Annotated in this window: 20 protein-coding genes, 1 tRNA gene and 1 CRISPR repeat array; of the genes, 9 read left to right on the top strand and 12 right to left on the bottom strand. The window is 46.1% G+C overall.

The genetic code is table 11. From position 1 onward, the window contains the following. Window positions 1-115 precede the first annotated feature (115 nt). Window positions 116-862, top strand: coding sequence for a 2-phosphosulfolactate phosphatase (locus ACX4JR_RS08540; protein ID WP_476060514.1), 747 nt, complete (start codon window positions 116-118; stop codon window positions 860-862). 35 nt (window positions 863-897) lie between these two features. Here ACX4JR_RS08540 and ACX4JR_RS08535 read toward each other — a convergent pair whose 3' ends face one another. The 4 genes from ACX4JR_RS08535 to putP all read right to left on the bottom strand — a co-directional run bounded on the left by ACX4JR_RS08535 (window position 898) and on the right by putP (window position 7,063). Next, window positions 898-2,712 (bottom strand): DUF342 domain-containing protein, encoded by a 1,815-nt coding sequence (locus ACX4JR_RS08535; protein ID WP_476060513.1) that lies wholly within the window; start codon window positions 2,710-2,712, stop codon window positions 898-900. Window positions 2,713-2,832: 120 nt separating this feature from the next. Further along, complete coding sequence (locus tag ACX4JR_RS08530) at window positions 2,833-3,507, bottom strand: LysE family transporter (protein ID WP_476057662.1); 675 nt, start codon at window positions 3,505-3,507, stop codon at window positions 2,833-2,835. Between the two features lie 42 nt (window positions 3,508-3,549). Then, window positions 3,550-5,295: a methyl-accepting chemotaxis protein gene (locus ACX4JR_RS08525; RefSeq protein ID WP_476057661.1), complete on the bottom strand. Its 1,746-nt coding sequence runs from the start codon at window positions 5,293-5,295 to the stop codon at window positions 3,550-3,552. A 235-nt stretch (window positions 5,296-5,530) separates the two neighbouring features. Further along, on the bottom strand, window positions 5,531-7,063 hold the full coding sequence (gene putP / locus ACX4JR_RS08520; RefSeq protein WP_476057660.1) for a sodium/proline symporter PutP: 1,533 nt from the start codon (window positions 7,061-7,063) through the stop codon (window positions 5,531-5,533). Between the two features lie 595 nt (window positions 7,064-7,658). Here putP and ACX4JR_RS08515 point away from each other — a divergent pair. The 3 genes from ACX4JR_RS08515 (at window position 7,659) to ACX4JR_RS08505 (ending at window position 10,878) form a co-directional block, all read left to right on the top strand. Further along, window positions 7,659-8,699, top strand: coding sequence for an ABC transporter substrate-binding protein (locus ACX4JR_RS08515; protein ID WP_476057659.1), 1,041 nt, complete (start codon window positions 7,659-7,661; stop codon window positions 8,697-8,699). 113 nt (window positions 8,700-8,812) lie between these two features. After that, a complete protein-coding gene (locus ACX4JR_RS08510) occupies window positions 8,813-9,664 on the top strand; it encodes an ABC transporter permease (RefSeq protein ID WP_476057658.1) in 852 nt (283 codons plus the stop codon). Between the two features lie 41 nt (window positions 9,665-9,705). Next, window positions 9,706-10,878 (top strand): quaternary amine ABC transporter ATP-binding protein, encoded by a 1,173-nt coding sequence (locus tag ACX4JR_RS08505; protein ID WP_476057657.1) that lies wholly within the window; start codon window positions 9,706-9,708, stop codon window positions 10,876-10,878. Between the two features lie 346 nt (window positions 10,879-11,224). Here ACX4JR_RS08505 and ACX4JR_RS08500 read toward each other — a convergent pair whose 3' ends face one another. Next, the gene (locus tag ACX4JR_RS08500; protein ID WP_476057656.1) at window positions 11,225-12,292 is read right to left on the bottom strand and encodes a stalk domain-containing protein; all 1,068 of its coding nucleotides are present in this window, start codon (window positions 12,290-12,292) and stop codon (window positions 11,225-11,227) included. Continuing rightward, window positions 12,256-12,654 carry a hypothetical protein gene (locus ACX4JR_RS08495; RefSeq protein WP_476057655.1) on the bottom strand — a complete coding sequence of 133 codons (399 nt, stop codon included), beginning with the start codon at window positions 12,652-12,654 and terminating at the stop codon, window positions 12,256-12,258. The genes ACX4JR_RS08500 and ACX4JR_RS08495 overlap by 37 nt, the downstream gene beginning before the upstream one ends. 33 nt (window positions 12,655-12,687) lie before the next feature. Here ACX4JR_RS08495 and ACX4JR_RS08490 point away from each other — a divergent pair, with 33 nt between their 5' ends. Next, entirely contained in the window at window positions 12,688-12,816 is a 129-nt protein-coding gene (locus ACX4JR_RS08490; protein ID WP_476057654.1) for a hypothetical protein, read from the top strand. 17 nt (window positions 12,817-12,833) lie between these two features. Continuing rightward, complete coding sequence (locus ACX4JR_RS08485) at window positions 12,834-13,004, top strand: hypothetical protein (RefSeq protein WP_476057653.1); 171 nt, start codon at window positions 12,834-12,836, stop codon at window positions 13,002-13,004. A 375-nt stretch (window positions 13,005-13,379) separates the two neighbouring features. Continuing rightward, window positions 13,380-14,411: a CRISPR direct-repeat array (repeat unit 30 nt; unit sequence GTTTCAATCCCTCATAGGTAGGCTACAAAC). Between the two features lie 360 nt (window positions 14,412-14,771). Here the strand turns inward: ACX4JR_RS08485 and ACX4JR_RS08480 are convergent. Next, on the bottom strand, window positions 14,772-14,996 hold the full coding sequence (locus ACX4JR_RS08480) for a hypothetical protein (RefSeq protein WP_476060512.1): 225 nt from the start codon (window positions 14,994-14,996) through the stop codon (window positions 14,772-14,774). A gap of 323 nt (window positions 14,997-15,319) precedes the next feature. Here ACX4JR_RS08480 and ACX4JR_RS08475 point away from each other — a divergent pair, with 323 nt between their 5' ends. Next, window positions 15,320-16,753 carry an IS1182 family transposase gene (locus tag ACX4JR_RS08475; RefSeq protein ID WP_476057652.1) on the top strand — a complete coding sequence of 478 codons (1,434 nt, stop codon included), beginning with the start codon at window positions 15,320-15,322 and terminating at the stop codon, window positions 16,751-16,753. Window positions 16,754-16,825: 72 nt separating this feature from the next. Here ACX4JR_RS08475 and ACX4JR_RS08470 read toward each other — a convergent pair. Further along, window positions 16,826-16,900: transfer RNA gene (locus ACX4JR_RS08470), tRNA-Val, on the bottom strand. Between the two features lie 256 nt (window positions 16,901-17,156). Between ACX4JR_RS08470 and ACX4JR_RS08465 the strand changes: the two genes are divergently transcribed. After that, the gene (locus tag ACX4JR_RS08465; protein WP_476060511.1) at window positions 17,157-18,260 is read left to right on the top strand and encodes a DUF362 domain-containing protein; all 1,104 of its coding nucleotides are present in this window, start codon (window positions 17,157-17,159) and stop codon (window positions 18,258-18,260) included. A gap of 81 nt (window positions 18,261-18,341) precedes the next feature. Here the strand turns inward: ACX4JR_RS08465 and ACX4JR_RS08460 are convergent, their stop codons facing one another. Continuing rightward, window positions 18,342-18,695: a hypothetical protein gene (locus ACX4JR_RS08460; RefSeq protein ID WP_476057651.1), complete on the bottom strand. Its 354-nt coding sequence runs from the start codon at window positions 18,693-18,695 to the stop codon at window positions 18,342-18,344. A 125-nt stretch (window positions 18,696-18,820) separates the two neighbouring features. Here ACX4JR_RS08460 and ACX4JR_RS08455 point away from each other — a divergent pair, with 125 nt between their 5' ends. Beyond that, window positions 18,821-19,066, top strand: coding sequence for a hypothetical protein (locus ACX4JR_RS08455; protein WP_476057650.1), 246 nt, complete (start codon window positions 18,821-18,823; stop codon window positions 19,064-19,066). A 79-nt stretch (window positions 19,067-19,145) separates the two neighbouring features. Here the strand turns inward: ACX4JR_RS08455 and ACX4JR_RS08450 are convergent, their stop codons facing one another. From ACX4JR_RS08450 to ACX4JR_RS08440, 3 genes are all read right to left on the bottom strand, one after another. Continuing rightward, entirely contained in the window at window positions 19,146-19,856 is a 711-nt protein-coding gene (locus tag ACX4JR_RS08450) for an SdpI family protein (protein ID WP_476057649.1), read from the bottom strand. Then, a complete protein-coding gene (locus ACX4JR_RS08445) occupies window positions 19,819-20,112 on the bottom strand; it encodes an autorepressor SdpR family transcription factor (protein ID WP_476057648.1) in 294 nt (97 codons plus the stop codon). The genes ACX4JR_RS08450 and ACX4JR_RS08445 overlap by 38 nt, the downstream gene beginning before the upstream one ends. Window positions 20,113-20,241: 129 nt before the next feature. After that, the gene (locus ACX4JR_RS08440; RefSeq protein WP_476057647.1) at window positions 20,242-21,447 is read right to left on the bottom strand and encodes a cofactor-independent phosphoglycerate mutase; all 1,206 of its coding nucleotides are present in this window, start codon (window positions 21,445-21,447) and stop codon (window positions 20,242-20,244) included. Window positions 21,448-21,463: the final 16 nt, after the last annotated feature.

Here is a 21,463-nt window from a genome sequence, read left to right as displayed (position 1 = left end):
TTGGTTACCGGTTAAAAGGAGTATTTCCGGTTATTAGCTAATAATACCATAACGGATTGAAACGGGAATTGTCAGTAAAATTTAGGGAGATATATGAGGGGAGGATTTGCAGGTTGTGAGAATAGATGTTTGCATGCGCGTGGACGATATTACAGAGGAGAAGCTAAAGGGTGCCGCAGCCGTGGTATTCGACGTTCTGCGGGCCACCAGCACTATAGTAACCGCCCTGGCAAGGGGCTGCCGGGGAGTTGTTCCGGTCGCCGGTGTGACCGAAGCCAGAAAGCTGGTGAGCCGCATGAGGCGACAGGGCCTGCAGGTAATCCTCGGGGGCGAGAGGGAGGGCCGGAAACCCGGGGGCTTTGACTGCGGCAATTCCCCCCTGGAATATACCGGCGACGCTATTGCAGGGAAAATCGTGGTACTTACCACCACCAACGGTACTAAGGCCATCAGATCCTGTGAGGCCGCGGCAAGGGTATATATTGGCAGTTTTATGAACGCCAGGGCGGTTGCCCGGCGGTTGTACGGTGAAAATAATGACGTGATCCTGGTCTGCGCCGGCACCGGGGGCGAGTTTTCCCTGGAGGACGCCGTGGCAGCCGGCCTGGTGGTGCAGCACTTAATTTCAGCGGCTGGCGGGGATTCCCCCGTCTTCGAGTTAAAGATGACCGATGCGGCCACCGCCGTGGGCCGCTTGGCCGCCGGCTACGGTGAAGATATTTCCCGGAGCCTTTACGATTCGGTTCACGGCCGGAAACTGCTGGACCTGGGCTTTAAAGAAGACCTGGTGTGGTGTGGGAAAACCGATTTGTTTAATATTGTACCCCGGCTGGATGGAGACGGAATTGCCATGATAAAATAAAGCTCCAGGACGCCGGCCCGGAGCTTTAAAAGTTTTTACCTCTTGATTTTGTTCCTTACCGGGCCCCCCTTCGGGGGTTCCCAGGGGGAAAACTCTACCACGTCATATACATCCAGCTTTGCCTGGATATTGCTTGCGATTTCCTTCAGGGTGAATTGTTGTTCTCCCAGTTTAAGGGTTACGTTTTCGTAAGCTTTTCCCATAAATATGGATTTATCTCCGGGAACCTTAATAAATGTCGGTGTTCCTACTTTTGAGCCGGCTTCGCCCAGGGTAACATTATCACCGGCCTCGATGCTGCCGCCCCTGAATATTCCTGACACGTAAACAGAACCCCCGGCCTTTATCCTGGTGTCAATGCAGCCCTGGCCCATTACGAAAACATCTCCCGTGGCTTCAATGGAGCTGTTCAGGGAATATTGCAGGTAAGCATTGGCCCGGCTGTCCAGCAGAATCTTTAAATAGGAACTTGTGCTGTCCAGTTTGTCCGTAATATCCTTAATGTCTTCTGGACCCCGCAGCTGCAGAACATTGATTCCCCACAGTTTTTTCCGCAAGTCTACGGACATTTGCTCAACTTCCCGGGGGAATTTTGAATCCTTTTCTATGGTATTTAAAATTTGCTTTATTATCCGGGGAATGGACGGAAACTTTTTATCCAGCAGAAGAGCAACCGCTTTTCCGAAAGGGGCTTTCCCATGTAGTTTTGTTGCGATTTGTTCGGCGGCAACTTGCAGGTCGGCGAGGGACTGTTGAAGGTTTTCCAGTAAAGGCAACAACACGTTGATGGTGGATATGGCAGCGCCAGCCTCGACTCTGGAGGCAAGGACATGCTTATTAAGGGTTAAATCGCCGCCCGATACAATTGTTGCATTGCTTACCAGGCCGTCCACCTGTACTTCTCCGGTGCCCGAGACCAGCATTCCCTGTTCAACGTTGCCTTTAATCTGAATGTTTCCTTTGAATCTGATATTGCCCGAGTTCAGGTCAACGTTACCTTTATGAACGAAATTGGGCTGTACAGAGAAATGGTAGGTGGACCCGGACATTTTTATTTCCGGCTGGCCCGCCGTGACAGCTACAACTTTGGTTCCGCTTTCATCGAGCCTGGTTCCGCTGCCGGCTTGCAGGAAAACCTTTTGTGGTTCCCGGGGGTCCACCTTTTTGCCGTACACATCGGTTCCCGGCTTGCCGGGAGCGCCCGGAATTTTTTCTGCGATGATATTTCCTGGCTCCACGCTGATTATGCTGCCGACGGATTCCCTGAAATCCACCCGGCCGTTTGCCTTCATCACCGGCCGTGAACTTTTTTCCGTGAAAAATTTCAGTTCCACCTTTTCATCCCGGGGAGGGGTCGGGGGGGTTCCGGAGGCAATCTTGACCCGCCTGTGGCCGGCGGATTCCAGAGCATTCCTGAGGGCTTCCTGGTCCGCTTTTACGATACCCTGCTTTTTTACTTCCGCCATTACATCGTCAAAAGTATAGGGAACGGTTTTAAAAACTTGTTTTTCAGTCAACAAGCGGAGGTTTTTCACCGGAGGCTGTTCCTTCAGAACGTAAGTTATTTTAATTTCGGGATTAATTTCCAGGTAAGCTTCCATTTTATTTTCTGACACGCTTATCTTAAGTTCTGCCGGGGTAACCCGGGTTTCGGGTTTAATTTCAATGGTGTCGTTTTCAGTGACTTCTGTTTCTTCAAATATTTGGTTTCCATTAACTTTAGCAATAATTCCCTCGGCCGGTGTAATTGTGGCGGGCGGCTCCCCGGGGGAGGGATCGATTACCTTAATTTTACCGTTTTCCACGGCGGCCAGGCCCGGCCCGCGATGTTGTCTTTTTTCCCCTTGCATCGGTATCACTCTTTCTAAAAAATTTCGCTAACTGATCACTTCTTCCCCCTTTTTTAGAATTCCTTTATGATGCTGATTTTTGTAGCAAGGAATAAAAAATTGCCGGCAATTTTACCGCGTTCACCTAAAACCATAATATATAAAACTCCCGCCCAGCAGCACCAGGAATATGCCGCATATGATAATAATTCCCCGGTAAGTTCCGGGTTTCAGAAAGCGCCTGCTGCCCGCCACTGCTGCCGCCACTGAGCAGTACCATGCCAGGTCGGCTGAAATGTGCCCGCTGAAAAAGGAAAGCATACCCGCTGTGCCCTGCTTTAAAGACATGGTAACATATCCCAGCCCGATGGTTGCCCACCAGAGAGTCCAGTAGGGGTTGGACAGGCTGACCAGTATACCCGCCAGTACCGGGGGCATGGAACCGGAGGTTAATTTTGTTCCAGCCGGCCGGGTATCAGGCGGGGGATTACTTTTATCCAGGTTTATGTCTTCCAGCGTTACTTTTTCCAGGTAGGCGTTCCTGGCCATGTCCCATCCCATCCAGATTAAAAACGCCCCGCCCACCACAGCAATAACTGCGCCAACGGGAGGTTTGGTAAGTACCGGGGCCAGGCCGAGGGTGAGGGCAATTACCAGGGCCCCTTCCAGAATGGCGTGCCCGAGAATTAAAAGCGGCCCTGCCGTAAACCCGCGCCTGGCGCTTTCGGTAATGGTTACCGTAAGGAGGGGGCCCGGCATCATGGCGCCTGAAAAGCCAACGATGAAGGCGGTTATGAAAAGGTATGACAAGTCCATTTGGGGATGCCTCTCTTGATAATATTCTTTACGGGGTTCGCCTCAGATCTTGAACTTGATAACTGCATTTTGAAGTTCCCCTGCAATGCTGGCCAGTTCCTGGGCCGCGCTTGATACCTGCTGTATTGAGGATGTAATCTGCTCATTGGAAGCGGAAAGTTGCTGAGTTCCTTCGCTGGCCTGCCTGGAGCCGGCGGCCACATCTTTGATGACTGCAGTGTTCTTTTCTACGGCTTTAATAATCTGCTCAAGGGCAGCACCGGCGTTGTTCGCCATTTGAACACCTTCATTCATTTCCGCGGTCCCCTGGTCCATTGCCTTTATGGCCTCTTCAATGCCAGTTTGAATTTCTTTAATTAAATTGGTAATTTGTTTTGCAGCATCAGCTGATTGCTCGGCCAGCTTGCGAACCTCTTCCGCCACTACGGCGAACCCGCGGCCGTGTTCCCCTGCCCTGGCTGCTTCAATGGCTGCATTGAGGGCCAGGAGGTTGGTCTGGTCCGCTATATTTGTAACTGTGCTTATAATTTCACCGATTTGTGCAGACTGTTTGCCAAGTTTTTGTACTGCACGGGAAACATTTTCAGCGGCGGCAGCAATGGAATTTATTTTTTCTACGGTTTCCCGGACAGCCCGGTTGCCTTCTTCTGCCACCTGCCGTACCTGCTCGGATTCTTCAGCCGCAGCTTCCGCATTAGCAGCGCTCTGGCTGGAGGTGGCCGCCACTTCGCTGGAGGTGCTGGCCACTTCCTCCACAGTAGCACTTACTTCCTCGCTGGATGAGGCCAGTTCCTGGCTGTGAGCGGCAATTTTATCCGAAGTATCCCGGATACCGGCAATCGTGGTCTTTAAATCTGCAATCATTTTATTTAATGCACTGCCCAAAAGGCCCATTTCATCTTTAGATTTGACGTTAATTTGTTGGGTAAGGTCGCCTTCGGCAATACGCTGGACATTTGATACCATTTCTTTTACGGGCCTTATAATCCGGGAACCAAACCAGATGCACAGCAAACAACCCAAAATTAGACAAAAAGTTGCCGCTGTTATAATCTTAAGCCTTGCCCTGTTTATACTGGTATACATTAACTCTGTTGCCTCGGCTGTCTGCCGGTCTACGCTATCAATATAAACTCCTGTTCCAATTACCCAATTCCACGGCTTGAATATTTTGACATAAGACAATTTGGGATATCCTACATCGTCCCGGGCTTCTGCCTTCGGCCAGTAATATTTAACGAATCCCGCACCTTCAGTGAGACATACCTCGTTCATTTTTATAAAAAGGTCCGTAGGCTCAATGTTTTCCCTGATTATTTCAGCATTTTTCGGGTAAATTTCACCGTTGTAAAAAATCTTTTCAACAGTATCGAAATCGTTCGTCCCAGATAAATCACTGCCGTTTAGCTGGGGTTTGATGGGATGCATGACCATGACGGGGCGCCGGGGATTTTTCGCACTGTGAATCCAGTAATACCCCTCACCGTTATCATACCGTATTTTCTCTATCCTGGCTATAACCCTTTTTTGAGCTTCTTCTACGGTTAGTTCTCCATTTTTGGCCCGCTCATAATACACCTCTAAAAGGCTGAATACTGTATCCGTCAGGTCCGTTAAACGTTCTTTATGATCGTTTTCCAATTGATTTCTCAGGTTGTCAATATTTTTATTGCCGTATTGAGATAGTTGATTTATTGAAAAGTAAGCTATAAGGACAGTGGAAAACAAGACGACAATACCGATGAGCAGCAGCAGTTTTCCTTGTATACTCTTGAAATTGATTATCAAGGGGGACACCTCCAGAAAATTATTCTGAATATTTTTAAAAATTTGATATTTATTATTTCGTTATAAAAAAAAAGAATCCTCCAGGGTAGATTGGATAGTTTTGAAAATGTAAGACAGTTATTGGCGGAAGAAGGCCGTAACGGCTGTTCCCACTGCATGGAAGACCTGGACCGGGATTAATTGGGACCGACGGTACCGGTTGAAGAGGCCAGAAGTGGCTGCAAGCCCTTCTGGCCTAAGTTGTGGTGATAGACCTGCCTGCAGTTAACCTGTCGGCTGACCCGTTGGCACAAGTTTCGAACTCTTTCTCTATTTCTTCAGAAGGTTTTTTATCTAAAAGGCTAACTATCACAATGGCAATGACTGAGAGAATGAAGGCCGGAACGATTTCGTAAAGACCGGTATGAGAGAGGAAATTTTTCCAAATGATAACAGTAAGGCCGCCGGCCAGCATGCCGGCCAGGGCGCCGTTTTTGGTCATTCTCTTCCAGAACAGCGAAAGAATTACTGTGGGGCCGAATGTAGCTCCCAGCCCGGCCCAGGCATAAGCCACCAGGGACAGCACGCTGCCGCCGCTTTTGGCGAGAATTAAGGCAATAAGGGCAATTAAGATTACGGACCCGCGGCTGACCCACATTAATTCTTTATCCGATGCCTTCGGCCGTACCAGCTGCCTGTAGAAATCTTCGGCAAGGGCACTGGATGAAACCAGTAGCTGAGAGTCTATGGTACTCATAATCGCGGCAAGGATGGCGGCCAGGAATAAGCCGGCTATCCAGGGATTAAAGAGCATATCCACCAGGTTGATGAAAACTGTTTCGGGGTCGGCCAGGGGATCGAGGGTGGTAATGCCGACTATACCTACAAAAACAGCCGATATTAAAGTTATAACAACCCAGGTAACGCCAATAAACTGGGCCTTGGGCACTTCCCGGGGTGAATTGATGCCCATAAAGCGAACCAAGATATGGGGCTGTCCGAAATAGCCCAGGCCCCAGGCGGCCAGGGAAATAATGGCCAGCAAGGTAATTGAATTGGAATCGCTAACCCACATAACGCCACCGGCAAGGTTATAGTTTACTGTTTTCATGGCGTCCAGCAAGTCGGGGTTGAACGATGCCAGGTTTTGCCATAGTTGATTTAGCCCGCCCATATCAGTAATAAGTATGGCGGGTACCAGGAGAAGGGCGAAAAGCATAAGGGTGCCCTGTACAAAGTCAGTCCAGCTGACTGCCAAAAAACCGCCGAGAAAGGTATAAGTAATAATGACTGCTGCTCCTACGTAAAGGGCCATATTATAATCGAAACCAAAGGTGGTTTCGAATAATTTACCGCCGGCTACCAGGCCGGAGGAAGTATAAAAAAGAAAAAAGGTTAAAGTGAGTATTGCGGAAATAATGCGCAAGGAACGGCTCTTGTCGCGGAAGCGATATTCAAAATAATCGGAAAGGGTAATGGCATTGACAAGTTCGGTATAGCGGCGGAGCCGCTGGGCCACAAACTGCCAGTTCAAATAAGTTCCTATAGCCAGGCCTATGGCAATCCACATGGCGTTTATGCCGCCGGCATAGGCGGCACCGGGAAGACCCAGCAATAGCCACCCGCTCATGTCACTTGCTTCGGCGCTCAGGGCGGCAACATAACCGTTTAAGGAGCGCCCGGCCAGGAAATAGTCGGCCATGGATTTATTCTTTTGATAAAGCAGTGCCCCAATCAAAATCATACTCATTATGTAGATGAGGAAAACAGCGACAGTTGGACTTTGCACCGGTTATTACCTCCCGTGTTTATTGCTTGCTGCTATCAAGTTAATTAGTGACAAAATAACAATGAGGCCCGTGGGTGCGAACAGCCAGAACCATGTCAGCGGCGTTAAGCTATATTCCACAGTTGTCCCCCCTTTAAAAAAATAAAATTTAATGTCTTATTTTTTTCGCTGTTGATACAAGATTAACCTTCCCTAAATAACAATTAGGTATAATTTCAAAACTATTCAAAAATTATTCCCCTGTAAAATTATTTATTTATTCAAGAAAAATCGACTTATTTTATGATAATCCTATCTCTTTCTTAATTTGTGCATATAAATACATTTTGAAATGACACATCATTAATGTATATTAAGTTGGAGGTCGTTTAACATATTGACTTTATCGAAGGTTTACTTATTTAAAAGCACCGGTACTCCTTAAAACGTAAAACAGCCTGCATGCTTGGGCTTACCAATATCGATGCCAATATGTAACAATTTTGTCGTGATACACCTCTGATAAGTGGGTTACTGTTGGTTGCCGGTGCGGGTTACCCGCTTATGGGGAAGGTGCTTATTAAGTCAATTCCATTATACGGGGAGGTTAATGTTAATGAGGTTAATAATGTTTAAAAATGTCTCAAGGGTTTTGTTGGTTTTATGTCTCTTTATTCTTTCGCTAACAATGGTTGGCTGCGCGGGTCAAGGGGGGCAGGTTTCAAACCAGGAGAAAAAGGAAACACTTGTATTTGCTGATGCAGGTTGGGACAGCATTCGCTTCCATAATAGCGTCGCCCAGTTTATTATTGAAAATGGCTATAATTATAAAACCGATGTAATTCCCGGCTCCACCCCTACTACGTTTACAGGTTTAAGAAACGGTGACATAGATATTTACATGGAATTATGGAAACAAAACATCATCGATGAATATAATGACGCAATTAAAAAAGGAGAAATAGTAGAGGTTTCTATAAACTTTGATGATAACCACCAGGGACTGTATGTGCCAACATTTGTAATTAAAGGTGACCCCGGCAGGGGAATAGAGCCCATGGCTCCGGATTTAAAGTCTGTAAAAGACCTGCCTAAATATTGGGAGCTTTTTAAGGATCCCGAAGATCCGGGTAAAGGACGTATTTTTGGTGCCGTACCGGGCTGGAAAGCTGATGAAATTTTGTTTGAAAAATTTAAAACTTATGGTTTAAACGCAAAATTTAATTATTTCCGCCCGGGGTCCGATACTGCACTTGCAGCTGCAATTGCCAAAGCTGTGGAAGAAGGAAAGCCGTGGGTTGGTTATTATTGGGAACCAACCTGGATATCCGGTAAATACGATCTAACCTTACTGGAAGAAGATGAATATAGCGATGAAAAATGGAATAATGGATATGCTTGTGAATGGCCAAGTACTGACGTCACTGTTTGTGTTTACAAGGATGTGGTAGAACGTGCACCTGAAGTGGTGGAATTTTTAAAGCACTATAAAACAAGCACTGATCTTACTGCTAAAGCTTTGGCCTACATGCAGGATAATGAGGCAACTGCAGAAGAAACAGCCAGGTGGTTTTTAAAAGAATATGAAGAAATTTGGACCAAATGGGTTCCCAAGGAAGTTGTACAAAAGGTTAAGGAAGCACTTAATGAAAAATAATTTCCGCGAAGTTGGCCTTAAAAGAAGAGGCCAACTTTGTCTTATAGTTGTTATAAATAACCAAAGAATGGAGTGAAAAGGGGTGCAGTTTACCAATAGCAGCCCAAAGAGCCATGCATAATTTCCCAGAATTTTTGCGCTTTGAATTTGGTGTGTATGTAGATAAATTTATAGAATGGCTTAATAGCAATTACGGGACTGTCTTTGAGGCAATCAGTAACGTCATTCGGTGGTTTATGATTAATATTGAAAACTTTTTGCAATGGCTGCCGTGGTGGCTGGTATTGGCTGTGGTTTTTATCACGGGCTGGCGGCTGAGAAATATTTTAAGTGGTTTAATATTTTCCCTATTATTGTTTATTATAGGTGCCTTTGGCCTTTGGAAGTTAATGATGTCGACTTTGGCCATTGTTTTAACATCAGTATTTATATCTCTTCTATTTGGAATTCCTATTGGAATTTTAGCAGCTTATAACTCGCGTTTGGATGCAGGAATAAAACCTATTTTAGACGGCATGCAAACTATGCCCAGCTTTGTATATTTAATTCCTGCTTTGATGCTTTTTGATTTAGGAAGAGTACCTGCTGTATTTGCTACCACTATTTATGCCATCCCGCCGGTAATAAGGTTGACGAGCTTGGGTATTCGCCGGGTTCCCAAAGAAATGGTAGAAGCTGCTCAGTCCTTTGGCTCGTCCCGCTGGCAGCTTTTGACAAAGGTGCAATTGCCCCAGGCACTTCCTACCATTATGGCCGGAGTTAACCAGACGACCATGATGGCTTTATCCATGGTGGTCATTGCCTCAATGATTGGTGCTAAGGGATTGGGAATGGAGGTTTTAATTGCCATTAACAGGATAGATATTGCCCGGGGTGTTGAATCGGGACTTAGTATTGTTTTTTTAGCCATAATAATTGACAGGATTTCTCAAGGGATAGCCAGAAGATTTGAAGTTCCCAAATAATATTATTAAAGTTATTAAAATCTGAAAGCAGGAGCTATAAAATGACGGTAAAAGTGAGAGTAGAAAATTTAACAAAAATTTTCGGTCCAAATCCCAAAGCTGTACTGGAAAAAGTTAAAAGAGGAGTTTCCAAGAAAAGGATTTTGGAGGAGACCGGGCATACGGTAGGGGTGTATAACGTATCCTTTGAAGTGGGTGAAGGTGAAACCTTTGTTATAATGGGTCTGTCGGGAAGTGGTAAGTCTACCCTTATTCGGTGCTTAAATTTGTTAAATATTCCAACCGAAGGAAAAATATATATTGATGGCGAAAATATTGTTGACTATAACAAAAAAGAACTTATGGAACTAAGACAAAGAAAGTTAGCCATGGTATTTCAACATTTCGGACTTTTAACTCACAGGAGTGTTATTGCAAATGTGGAATACGGCTTGGAAGTGAGGGGCGTTCCCAAAAAAGAGAGACATGAAATTGCCATGAAAGCCCTCGTTACCGTCGGCCTCGAAGGCTGGGAAGATAAAATGCCCGGTGAACTTAGCGGAGGAATGCAGCAGCGGGTTGGTTTGGCCCGGGCTTTGGCTAATGATCCTGATATACTCTTAATGGATGAGCCCTTCAGCGCTCTGGATCCATTAATCCGCCGCGAGATGCAGGATGAGCTTTTGGACATTCAAGCAAAACTAAAGAAAACAATCATATTTATTACCCATGATGTAAATGAAGCTTTCAAAATTGGAGATAGAGTGGCAGTAATGAAGGACGGAAAAATAGAACAAATAGGCACCCCGGAGGAAATTATATCAAGTCCCAAAAATAGATACATTGAAGAATTTATAAAAGATATCGACAGGACTAAAGTTCTTCAGGCGAAAAACATAATGTTTAAGCCTTCAGCGCTGGTTTCTCTTAAAGATGGGCCCAGGGTTGCTATCAGGGTGATGGAATCTCATGGTATATCCAGTGTTTTTGTTGTTGACGCTGAAAGAAAACTTCGGGGAATTGTTACCATTGACGATACCATCCAGGCTGCTAAAGAAAGCAAAACTTTGAAGGATATTTTAAGGAACGATTATTATACCACAGATGCTGAAACGTATGTACAGGACCTTATACCAATGGCTACAGATACAAAGTTTCCTATAGCGGTTGTTGATGAAAATAATAGATTATTAGGAATTATAGTTCGTGTTTCTGTCCTTTCAAGTTTTGTTTAAATCTTTTAGGATGTTCGTAAGGACCTTTTATTTTTCCTCAAAGAAGGTATATCTTTAAGGAAGTGGCAGCCACGAATTTTTCACTGCAATAAAAAGGGGTACTGCAGTTTACTGCAGTACCCCGAGGTTTTTGAAAAAGAAAAAGCGCGGTTGTTTTCGACCGCGCCGTTGTTCAGCTGAGCCTCCCCCTGGCCGGGGACCGGAGAACCCTCCCTGGCTTTTGGAGATTACTCTTAACGGCTAACCTTCGAAGGGGACTTTCACCCCCAAGTTATCGTCCATGCTAGGCGTACAAGCAAGAAAGCCCGGCGCTAAAAAAGCACCGGGCTCCCGCACAATACTTATATTACGGTTCATTAACTACCGCCACCTGGTCGTCCTTAAGCCATTTGACATCTTTACCAAAAGCTTCGCTCACAAACCTTAAAGGTACCGCTGTTCGCCCTGGCGGCACCACTTTCGCCGGCACGTCAAGATTTATCTCCCGGTTGCCGACTTTTGCTTTGTTCTGGCCGAGGTATAGTACCACCGTTTCCCCGTTGGCCGGGTTTGTGAAAGTTACCGTGCTGGACTTCCGGTCATAGTCTACCTTAAGGCCCAACCCCTCTGCGATGGCCCGGACAGGTACCAGGGTGCGGCCTTTCTCGATAAAGGGCTGAGCATCAAAGCGGAGTTTCTTGCCCTTCACGAAAACCTTAATACCCTTCTTGCCCATTTCTTTGTAGAGCTCGCCGACCTTGTTGTAAAGAACCTCGTCCCTGGGTTCAGCAGCAATGGCCTTCTCAATATCTTCTGCCGCTTCATCTACCTGGCCCAGCTCTTCTTTCAGGATAGCCCTGTACGCGTATACCGCTCCAGGCACGGTGGCCGTTTCGAGCAGTTTCTCCAGTTCGGCCAGCGCTGCTTCCTGGTCACCCTTCGCCTTCAGGCACTGGGCCAGCAGCACCGCTACCCCGGCGGTCGGGTGCGGCATCTGCGTTTCGAGTTCCTTCAATACTTCAATGGCCTTATCGTACTCCCCGGTGTTCCGGTAAGCCACCGCCAGCCGCCAAAGTAACTGCGGGTCGCCAGGTTTTTCCGCCAGCTTCTGCTCCAGCCTGGTAATGAGTTTCTCAAGTTCTTTTTCCTCTGCATTTTCAATTCCCTCAATGATCTCGCTCTCAAGCCTCTGCTTCACCCTGAGCCGGAATTCCTCTCCTGCATTCCGCGTGCGCGTTTTGACCTCGAAGTTCTGACGCTCTTTGTGCTGTACAACTGGCGGTGCGACCTGGCTCATCTCCCTCCAGGTTTCGGCCTTGTCCACTGCCTTGGGGAACACGCCGGAAACATCGGCGCCAAAAGCCGCTTCCACAACACCACACACAAACGCACTCACGGTCAGCAAAGCAACCAGCAAGCGAAGTTTTCTGCGCACCTTTTATTCCTCCCTGAAAATAGTTTGTGTTGTCCTCTGAAAGAATTTTCCCCGGTATCGACCACGTCATAAAGAACTTTGCTCTCGCCCGGGCCGAGGGAAAAGTCAGTCAGCCGGTAAAAGATAGGAGCGTAGTATTGGTCGTAGTCGGGAGAGACGATATCAACGTCTGCGTCCATGTAATCGGAGAGATAAGATCCGATATGCTTCACAGCCAACTTCAGATTTGCGAGGGCAAACCCGCTGCTTGAAAAGTTCACCGCGGCGTTGTCCGGGTTGAACGCAATCAGCCGGACGTGGTGCATGATGTAGACGTCGTACAGCCAGTACTTGTGTCTCCCGCTTAGTCTTGGAAGGAGCAAATATTAAACTCTCTTCAGTAGCAAGTGATATCTTTGGTGCTTCAGCAAGCGCAATGCTGGAAGCCATCATCCACGGAACCAGACGACCCCCATCTTTTAAGTCAGCTGGCTAAAGGGCGGATGAAAGAAAAAAAGAACTTGAACGTGCCCTTCGTGGCTTAGTGGGCCTGCATCAGAGATTGATCCTTTCAACACAGTTACAGCACATCGATTTTCTGGCCCAGCAAATCGCTGCATTAAGCCAGGAGATAGCAAACCGCCTCTGCCCTTCTGAAGAAGCTCCGGAGCTATTGGAGGCCATACCCGGCATCGGCAGATCCAGCGCAGAATCCGTAAGCTCCGGGCAATAATGTAAGCGCAAATCGGGAAAAACAACAAAAGGAAACAAATATTTACGTGCCATTCTTGTAGAAGCAGTCCGTGCTGCCGCTCGTACTAAAAATACCTATCTTTCTGCCCAGTGCCACCGGATTGCTGCCTGCAGGGGGTCCAACTGCGCTGCTGTTGCTCACTCTATCATTGTAATTTGAAAAAACGTCAACCTTATATTGACCTTGGTGCCGATTATTTTGACAATCAAAATTTCAACTCTTCTCCTATCCAAGCCTCGTTTTAAAAAATTAACACGAGGCCCTACTTGAGTATTGCCTTTTTTAAGTCAATGTTTTCAGGGTAGGCAGGCTACAAGCGAAGTATGACGGCGTACTTTAACGATCTTGAACCGGGTTTCAATTCCTCATAGGTAGGCTACAAACTTTTTATTGAAAACAATGAAATTGATCCAGTACATTGTTTCAATCCCTCATAGGTAGGCTACAAACTTTATCATCTGATACTGAATTATGACCATTACAAAGAGTTTCAATCCCTCATAGGTAGGCTACAAACGCTACTAAACGGTGCTAAATTCTTGTTTATATCTACCGGTTTCAATCCCTCATAGGTAGGCTACAAACTGTTTAACCGCTATGCCGTGCCGCGCCTGTTTGCACGTTTCAATCCCTCATAGGTAGGCTACAAACTTTTTTTACTTTTCCCATTACCAGCATACGCTTATACAGTTTCAATCCCTCATAGGTAGGCTACAAACCCTATCTTTTACACGTTTCTTAAACAGATTCAACCAGGTTTCAATCCCTCATAGGTAGGCTACAAACTTGGGGCAGCCAGTAACCATGGAAAGTATTGAAGCCGGTTTCAATCCCTCATAGGTAGGCTACAAACTGCCTATAGCCGACCTGCGCAATCACGCATATGAACGTTTCAATCCCTCATAGGTAGGCTACAAACGACGCGGTCGTAAACTCGGCGTCCTGCCGGTTCAACGTTTCAATCCCTCATAGGTAGGCTACAAACCTGGCCGGAGTGTATGGCTGTCATTGCCGTGGATAGTTTCAATCCCTCATAGGTAGGCTACAAACTCACGGAATCACCAGCTTTCGCTTCTGTCTTTGCCGGGTTTCAATCCCTCATAGGTAGGCTACAAACGAATACAAGCGAAACCATGTTTTTGCGGACATGAAAGTTTCAATCCCTCATAGGTAGGCTACAAACGACCTGGCCCGGGCCGAGCGAATTCGCAGTGTATTTGTTTCAATCCCTCATAGGTAGGCTACAAACTGGTATACGGTCTGTACCGCAGCCGTGATGTGAAGAAGTTGTTTCAATCCCTCATAGGTAGGCTACAAACATGAAATCCAGCAAATCAAAGACACTGTCGGTGAGTAGTTTCAATCCCTCATAGGTAGGCTACAAACCCATTTTACTCCAATATTTTTGCTACTTCAAGCTAAACATGAATATTTCTGTAATGATTATAACTTACTTCTCTCAAATTGCAAAAAACCAGCCAACATCAGGTTTTCGAATCAAAATGAAATGTCGTCGATCCCCCGGAATTTTTGCGCTACCGGGGTTCGACGACATTTCGGGCATGCAGCTTTACAAAAAGTTGTCAAAGCCACCCTTTTCTATTCCCAGCATTTCCTCTGCCACCAATTGTCCCTCCCTCTTATCCACCTGTCAAAAGCATTGACAAATTCTACATAAAAATGAAAAATCCTTTTTGGACATATGTTCCACATGTGTGCTGACGTAGTGCTAAATAAAAAACCCGGCTAATCCGGGTTCCTAACCAGCGGCACTACATTATTATTCTCAACAACTTTTCCATCTGCTGTCTTAATCCCGGCTTTTTCCACCACTTTCTGCGCCAGCTCGGCCACGATTTCCGGATGTTTTTTCAGGAATTTCCGCACGTTCTCCCGGCCCTGGCCGAGGCGTTCCCTGCCATAGGAGTACCACGCGCTGGGTTTCTGGACAATTCCGTGCTTCTTGGCCAGGTCCAGGACGTCCAGTTCCCGGGAGATCCCTCTCCGTAGAACATTTCGGGCGCGCAGCCTCCGCCAAGGCCTAACCCGACTGTGGGATTTGCTAACCGTTTGCTAACCAATTTGCTAACGAACTATTTCAGATGCTTTGATTTTAAGGCATTCTAACTGGACTATTCTGGATAGTAAATTCCCGCTCGGCCCTTTAAAATCAAGGTTTTTCGGGTAAAGCAAAAGCCCCGTTTTTTCGGGGCTTGAGGCTGTTGACAAAAACAAGTCAACAGCCTTTTATTTTATGGTAAAATTGAGTAAATAAGAATTAGGAGCGAACAAACATGTTAAAAAAACCAGGGTACCGCCAAGGACAACTGGAACTTGTTTGCCTGGAACAACTGGTACCTGAAGATCACTTGCTGAGGAAAATAAGTCGCTTCATAGACTTTAACTTCATAAGAGAAAAGGTCAAACACCTATATTGCCCGGATAACGGTCGTCCTTGTGTAGATCCCGTAATGCTTTTTAAAATGCTTTTTATTGGCTACCTCTTTGGCATAAGATCTGAACGGCAACTGGTTAAAGAATTAGAGGTTAACATAGCTTACCGTTGGTTTTTGGGCCTTTCCCTAACAGATAAAGTTCCTCATCATTCCACCATTAGCCAGAACCGGCGGCGTAGATTTAACGGCACAAATATTTGTCAGGAAATATTTGATGAAATAGTTATGCAAGCAATTAAGAAAGGACTAATAGATGGAAAAGAGTTATTTACGGACTCTACACATTTAAAGGCCAATGCCAACAAAAATAAATTCACACTCAAAAAAGTGAAACGTTCAACTCAAGCTTATTTGGAAGAACTGGAGCATTCAGTGGAGGATGATAGAAAAAAGCATGGAAAAAAGCCGTTGAAACCAAAAGAAGAACAACTTGAAAAAAACAAAGAAATACGGGTAAGCACCACGGACCCGGAAAGTGGCTACATGGTTAGGGACGGCAAACCCCAGGGTTTTTATTACCTTAACCACGTAACGGTTGATGGAAAGCTAAGCTTGATTACCGACGTATATGTTACCCCCGGAAATGTGCATGATTCTGCACCTTACATAGGCCGTTTGGACCGTCAGATAAAGCGCTTTGGCTTTGAAGTGGAAGCAGTAGCCCTGGATGCCGGGTATTTAACCATGCCTATATGCCATGAACTGCAAAAAAGAGATATTTTTGCTGTTATAGCCCATCGACGTTACCATCCTAAGAAAGGCTTATTTCACAAATGGCAATTCAAATATGATAAGGAAAATGACTGCTATATATGTCCTGCCAAACAGAAACTTACCTACCGTACCACCAACCGCCAGGGGTTCCGGGAATATGTTTCAGACCCCCGGATATGCAAAATCTGCAAATATTTATCTAAATGCACCCATTCCAAAAGCTATACTAAAGTAATTACTCGACACGTTTGGGAAGATAGCAAAGACTGGGTAAGACAGAACCGCCTCAGTGAGCGGGGGAAAGCCTTATACAAAAGAAGAAAAGAAACTGTTGAGCGGAGTTTTGCTGATGCCAAAGAACTCCACGGGTTACGCTATGCCCGTTATAGGGGTAGAGCAAAAGTTATGGAGCAGTGCTTATTGACAGCTGCCTGTCAGAATATGAAAAAGATGGCAAATTATCTCTGGAAGAGGGGTAACCCTCCTTTTTTACCACTGCTGGTTCGGATAATACAAAAGTTTTCGCAAAAGCAATTTAGCTTGAAATATGCAATGTAAAGTTAAACCCGGGGCAAAACCCGGGTTTGTCAGCAATCTCAAGCCCCGTTTTTTCGGGGCTTTTGCTTTTTATGGTGGGGACGACAGGGTTCGAACCTGTGGCCTCTTGAATGTGAGTCAAGCGCTCTCCCACTGAGCTACGCCCCCATTAGCTTGTGTATTTTATTTTACCACAAATATGCCTGTTGTCAATAACCAGTACGTTCTTTTCCTGGGCTTCTTGTACCAGTTCCACCACCCCGGGCTGGCCCACCATATCTTCTTCCAGCCCTTCATCTGATAAGTTCGCATTCGCTCAAAAGAATGACCTCCTCAAAATGTATACAGTTACATTATGGGATCTCATGGAAATAGACGTAAGAGTATGTTACAATCACTTTTGAACACCTGGAAAGGGGGTTACATCGTGTCCGAGGTTTATTTCACCGATCTGAGGGCCAATAGCAAGGAAAACCTTTTAGATAAGGTGGACAAGCTTTTCAAAGCTGCAGGTTTTGCGGAATTAATTAAACCTAAGGATTTGGTGGCATTGAAAATTCACTTTGGCGAAAAGGGTAATACGGCCTATATAAGGCCCCAGTTTGTGCGCAGGATAGTGGATAAGGTCAAGGAGTGCGGAGGCAAGCCTTTTTTAACAGACGCCAACACTTTATATGTGGGCAGCAGGTCAAATGCAGTTGACCATTTGCAAACTGCCATTGAAAACGGATTTGATTATGCGGTGGTTAACTGCCCGCTGGTAATAGCCGATGGCCTGACCGGTAAAGATTATATAAGTGTCCCCATAGACGGGGGAAAACACTTGAAAGAGGTAAAGATAGGAAGTGCCGCTTACCACGCCCATGCTATCATTGCCATTACCCACTTCAAAGGGCATGAGTTGACGGGATTTGGCGGCGCCCTCAAGAACCTGGGTATGGGATTGGGAAGCCGGAGCGGTAAGCAGATCATGCATTCGGATGTATTGCCTGCGGTACAGGATGAAAAATGCCTGTCCTGCGGGTTGTGCAGTGAATGGTGTCCTGCCGGTGCCATAGAGGTTGAAGAGCACGCGGTGATTGATAAGGAGCAGTGTATAGGCTGCGGCGAGTGTACCGTTACCTGTCCGGAAGGTGCTATAGCAATTAATTGGAAAACTACACCGGAGGCCATCCAGGAGAAAATTGTGGAATATACGGCTGGAGTGTTGAAGAATAAAAAAGGAAAGGCCGGATTTATTACCTTTTTGATGAATATAACGCCCGAGTGTGACTGCGTGTCGTACAGTGACGTTCCACTGGTTCACGACATAGGTATTTTGGCTTCAAAGGACCCGGTGGCCATTGATCAGGCCTGTATAGATTTGGTTAATAAGGCAAAGGTTGTGCAAACTTCGCGCATAGGTGACAGGCCTGATGTTGAAGATAAGTTCCGTGCCGTGTACAAGGACGTTGATTGGAACGCGCAGCTGGCTCACGGTGAGAAGATGGGATTGGGTACTAGAAAATATAATTTAATTAAAATTTGAGAAAGACCGGCTTGGCCGGTCTTTTAATTACGGAAAGTAGAGCGGGCCTTGCTAAAAAATGCTGGCAAGGCCCTGAAAATACTACTGTTTTTCCCGTTCCCGGCGGGCCCGTTGCTGTTCAAGAACGGTTTCATTGATATGTTCCACCAGGGTTAAAGTTGAAAAAGAATGGAATAGTTGGGAAATTACGCTTTCCACCGATCCTTCTAAATTTATTAACTGCCTGTGAATTTCCAGGTTCTCTCCCAGGCCAAATTTTTCAATTAATTTGTCCCTGACGGATGCAAGGATCAGGGCCCTTTGTTTATCATTGCCAATTTGCTTCCAAGGCGAAAAGGGATCTATGTCCTTCCCGTAATTATTTTTCAATACGTCAAGGAACAATTCCCGAAATTGGGTAAAAGTGGGTCTCTTTTTGCTGAAACTTTTAGCCACTTTCAGTTACATCTCCCTTCAAAAATATTCTGGATCGAATTTTCACCTGTCACTTTCAAATACCATTTTATCAATCTGCAGATACTTATTAAAGATTTGTGAATAAATACTAGGAGGGATTTAAATTGACCTGGCTTAAAAGGGTATTTGGTAACCAGTCCAATGAAGCAATGGAACAAGAACAACTTTTATACCAGCTGAGGGAGGCTCAAAATGCAACGGTGGAAATAGGTAACATGCTGTCTCAAGTGGCATCCGGTCAATCGGGCCAGATCGATGTGCAACAAATCCAGCATTTAGAACAATTAAATTCCCGGGTAGGAGGGTTCTTGCAAAGGCTTCGCCAGCGCATTGACCGGGAAATGAAATAAACGAGAACAGCCGGATGTCCCAGCCGGGATATCCGGCCAATAATGCATTAATTCTACCGGGAGCGAGCGGGATTGCCCGCTACCCGTTGTGAATTTTTTTATATAACAGGAAAGAGTAAACTGCAGGCACCAGTACGGCAATGCCCAGAGCGGTGAATAAAATCACTCCACCTGTGGTACCTCCAAAAAGGGTACCCACAAGACCTGCCAGGCCCGCCAGCACCCAGATGCTGCCGGCCAGCCGGTGGGTTTTTGTCCAAACCTTTTCACTGGCCAGCGTCCAGGGAAGTTTAATACCTACAAAATAGTTGTGGCGCATCCTGCCCATGAAATTGCCTGTGATGATAAATATGAGGGATATTCCGGCCAGTACTATTTTGTCTACCGGCAGGGGATAGCCAAGGGCTGCGGCCAGTACGGTCATGTGGAGTCCCACCAAAAAGCATATCAGGGTTACTTTCAGCACCTGGTAGACTTCGGAGAATTTCAGGTAATTATCTCTTTTGGGGTCCAGGTAGGGAACCACTACCATTAAAATGTAGAGTCCCATGGTGATCAAGGGAAATCCGAAGGCGCCGAAGGCGCGTGAAGTATAGCGGTCCACCTCACCCCGGAAATTCCAGTGGCCAGGTATCTGGTCGGGTAATTGGGGGTAAACCGCGATGGCTACAACGAGGCTGGCGGCAAGCAATAAAAGGGCCGGCCAGTCGCGCCGCAGTTGTTTCTTGATAGAAAATTCCGCGTAAAAACTGTTATTCCCGGACATTTTTATCCCCTTTCTTTTTTCCATTCATCATCTCGGAAATCCAGCTAAGAACTTCCTGTAAAACCGTTGTGTTTAAAGAGTAATAGATATATTGCCCTTTCCGCTCATCCAGAACCAGTTTGGCCTGCTTAAGGATGTTTAAATGATGGGATACGCTGGGCTTTGATATATTAAAGTGGGAGGCAATTTCTCCGGCTGTCATGTCGTCCGAACGGAGTAATTTTAGAATTTTTCGCCTGGTGGGATCGGAAAGGGCCTTAAATAAATTATCAAATACCAATCACCTCACCTCGTTTCGATAATTAGAAAATTATCTAAATTTCTTATAATAATTATAAGTTAAAACAGCTGCTTTTGTAAATACCTTTGGAGAAAAAAACCCCCTTTTTCAGGAGGTTTAAGGCAGGTACTATTTTTTTAAAAAGTAATCCATTAAAGTATGTCCCTCTTCCAATTTAAGCGGGTATCTGCGGGCTGTTTCTTCATCAAATTTTCCGTTCCCGTTCCCTTTGCAGCCGGAATGATATATAACAAAGGGCACCGGGTCCGCCGTATGAGTTCTAATGCTCACTGGTGTGGGGTGGTCGGGGAGGACCATTAATTTAAATTCTCCTGTGTTCTTCAATCCATAAAGGATTTCTCCCAGAACCTTTTTATCTATTTCCTCAATAGCCTTAATTTTTGTTTCCAGGTCTCCCTGGTGCCCTGCTTCGTCCGGGGCCTCTACGTGAATGTAAACAAAATCCAGGCCGCCTTCTAGGCCTTTCAGGGCTGCTTCGGCCTTGCCGGGGAAGTTGGTATGTATGTTTCCCGTGGCTCCCTGTACCTCTAGAACTTTCATCCCGGCACAAATTCCAATGCCTTTTATTAAGTCTACCGCTGAAATTACCGCCCCTTGCAGGCCAAATTTTTCATAAAAGCCGGTCAGGGAAAGTTTTTTGCCCTGTCCCCACAGCCAGATGGAATTGGCCGGATTTTTAGATTGATTAATGCGTTCCCTGTTAACCGGGTCATCTTTAAGGATATCGTAACTGGCTAGCATTAAGCTGCGTAAAAATTCACTGCCTTCGCCCTTGGGCAGGTGTTTGTTTATCCTTTGTCCAGAAATGTCGTGGGGCGGGGTAAGATCAGAATTTTCCGGCCCGCCCCACCAGACCATTAAATGGCGGTAACTGACTCCCGGGTAGAAATGAATCTGGTTGGTGGAAAGTTTGCTATTTATTTTCTTTATTAGTTTTTTCGATTCTTCCGAGGATATTTCCCCGGCGCAGTAGTCAACCATTGTTTTTTCTGCATAGTCCTCTTCCCCGGAGAGTGTTACGAGGTTGCAGCGGAAGGCAATGTCGTCCGGGCCCAATTCAATTCCCATGCTGACGGCTTCCAGGGGAGAGCGGCCGGTGTAATATTTTCTGGGGTCATATCCCAGTACCGACAGGTTGGCCACGTCACTGCCGGGGGGGTATCCTTCCGGGACAGTTCGTACCGTTCCCATTTGTTTTTGACCGGCTAAAAAGTCCATGTTGGGGGTGTGGGCGTACTGGAGGGGGGTTTTTCCCCCCAGTTCCTCGCACCCTTCGTCTGCCATGCCGTCAGCCAGTATAACAACATATTTCAAGATTATCCCTCCGTAA

The organism is Desulfofundulus sp. JL263-se (assembly GCF_056316025.1).
This window is presented reverse-complemented; position numbering and strand designations above follow the sequence as displayed.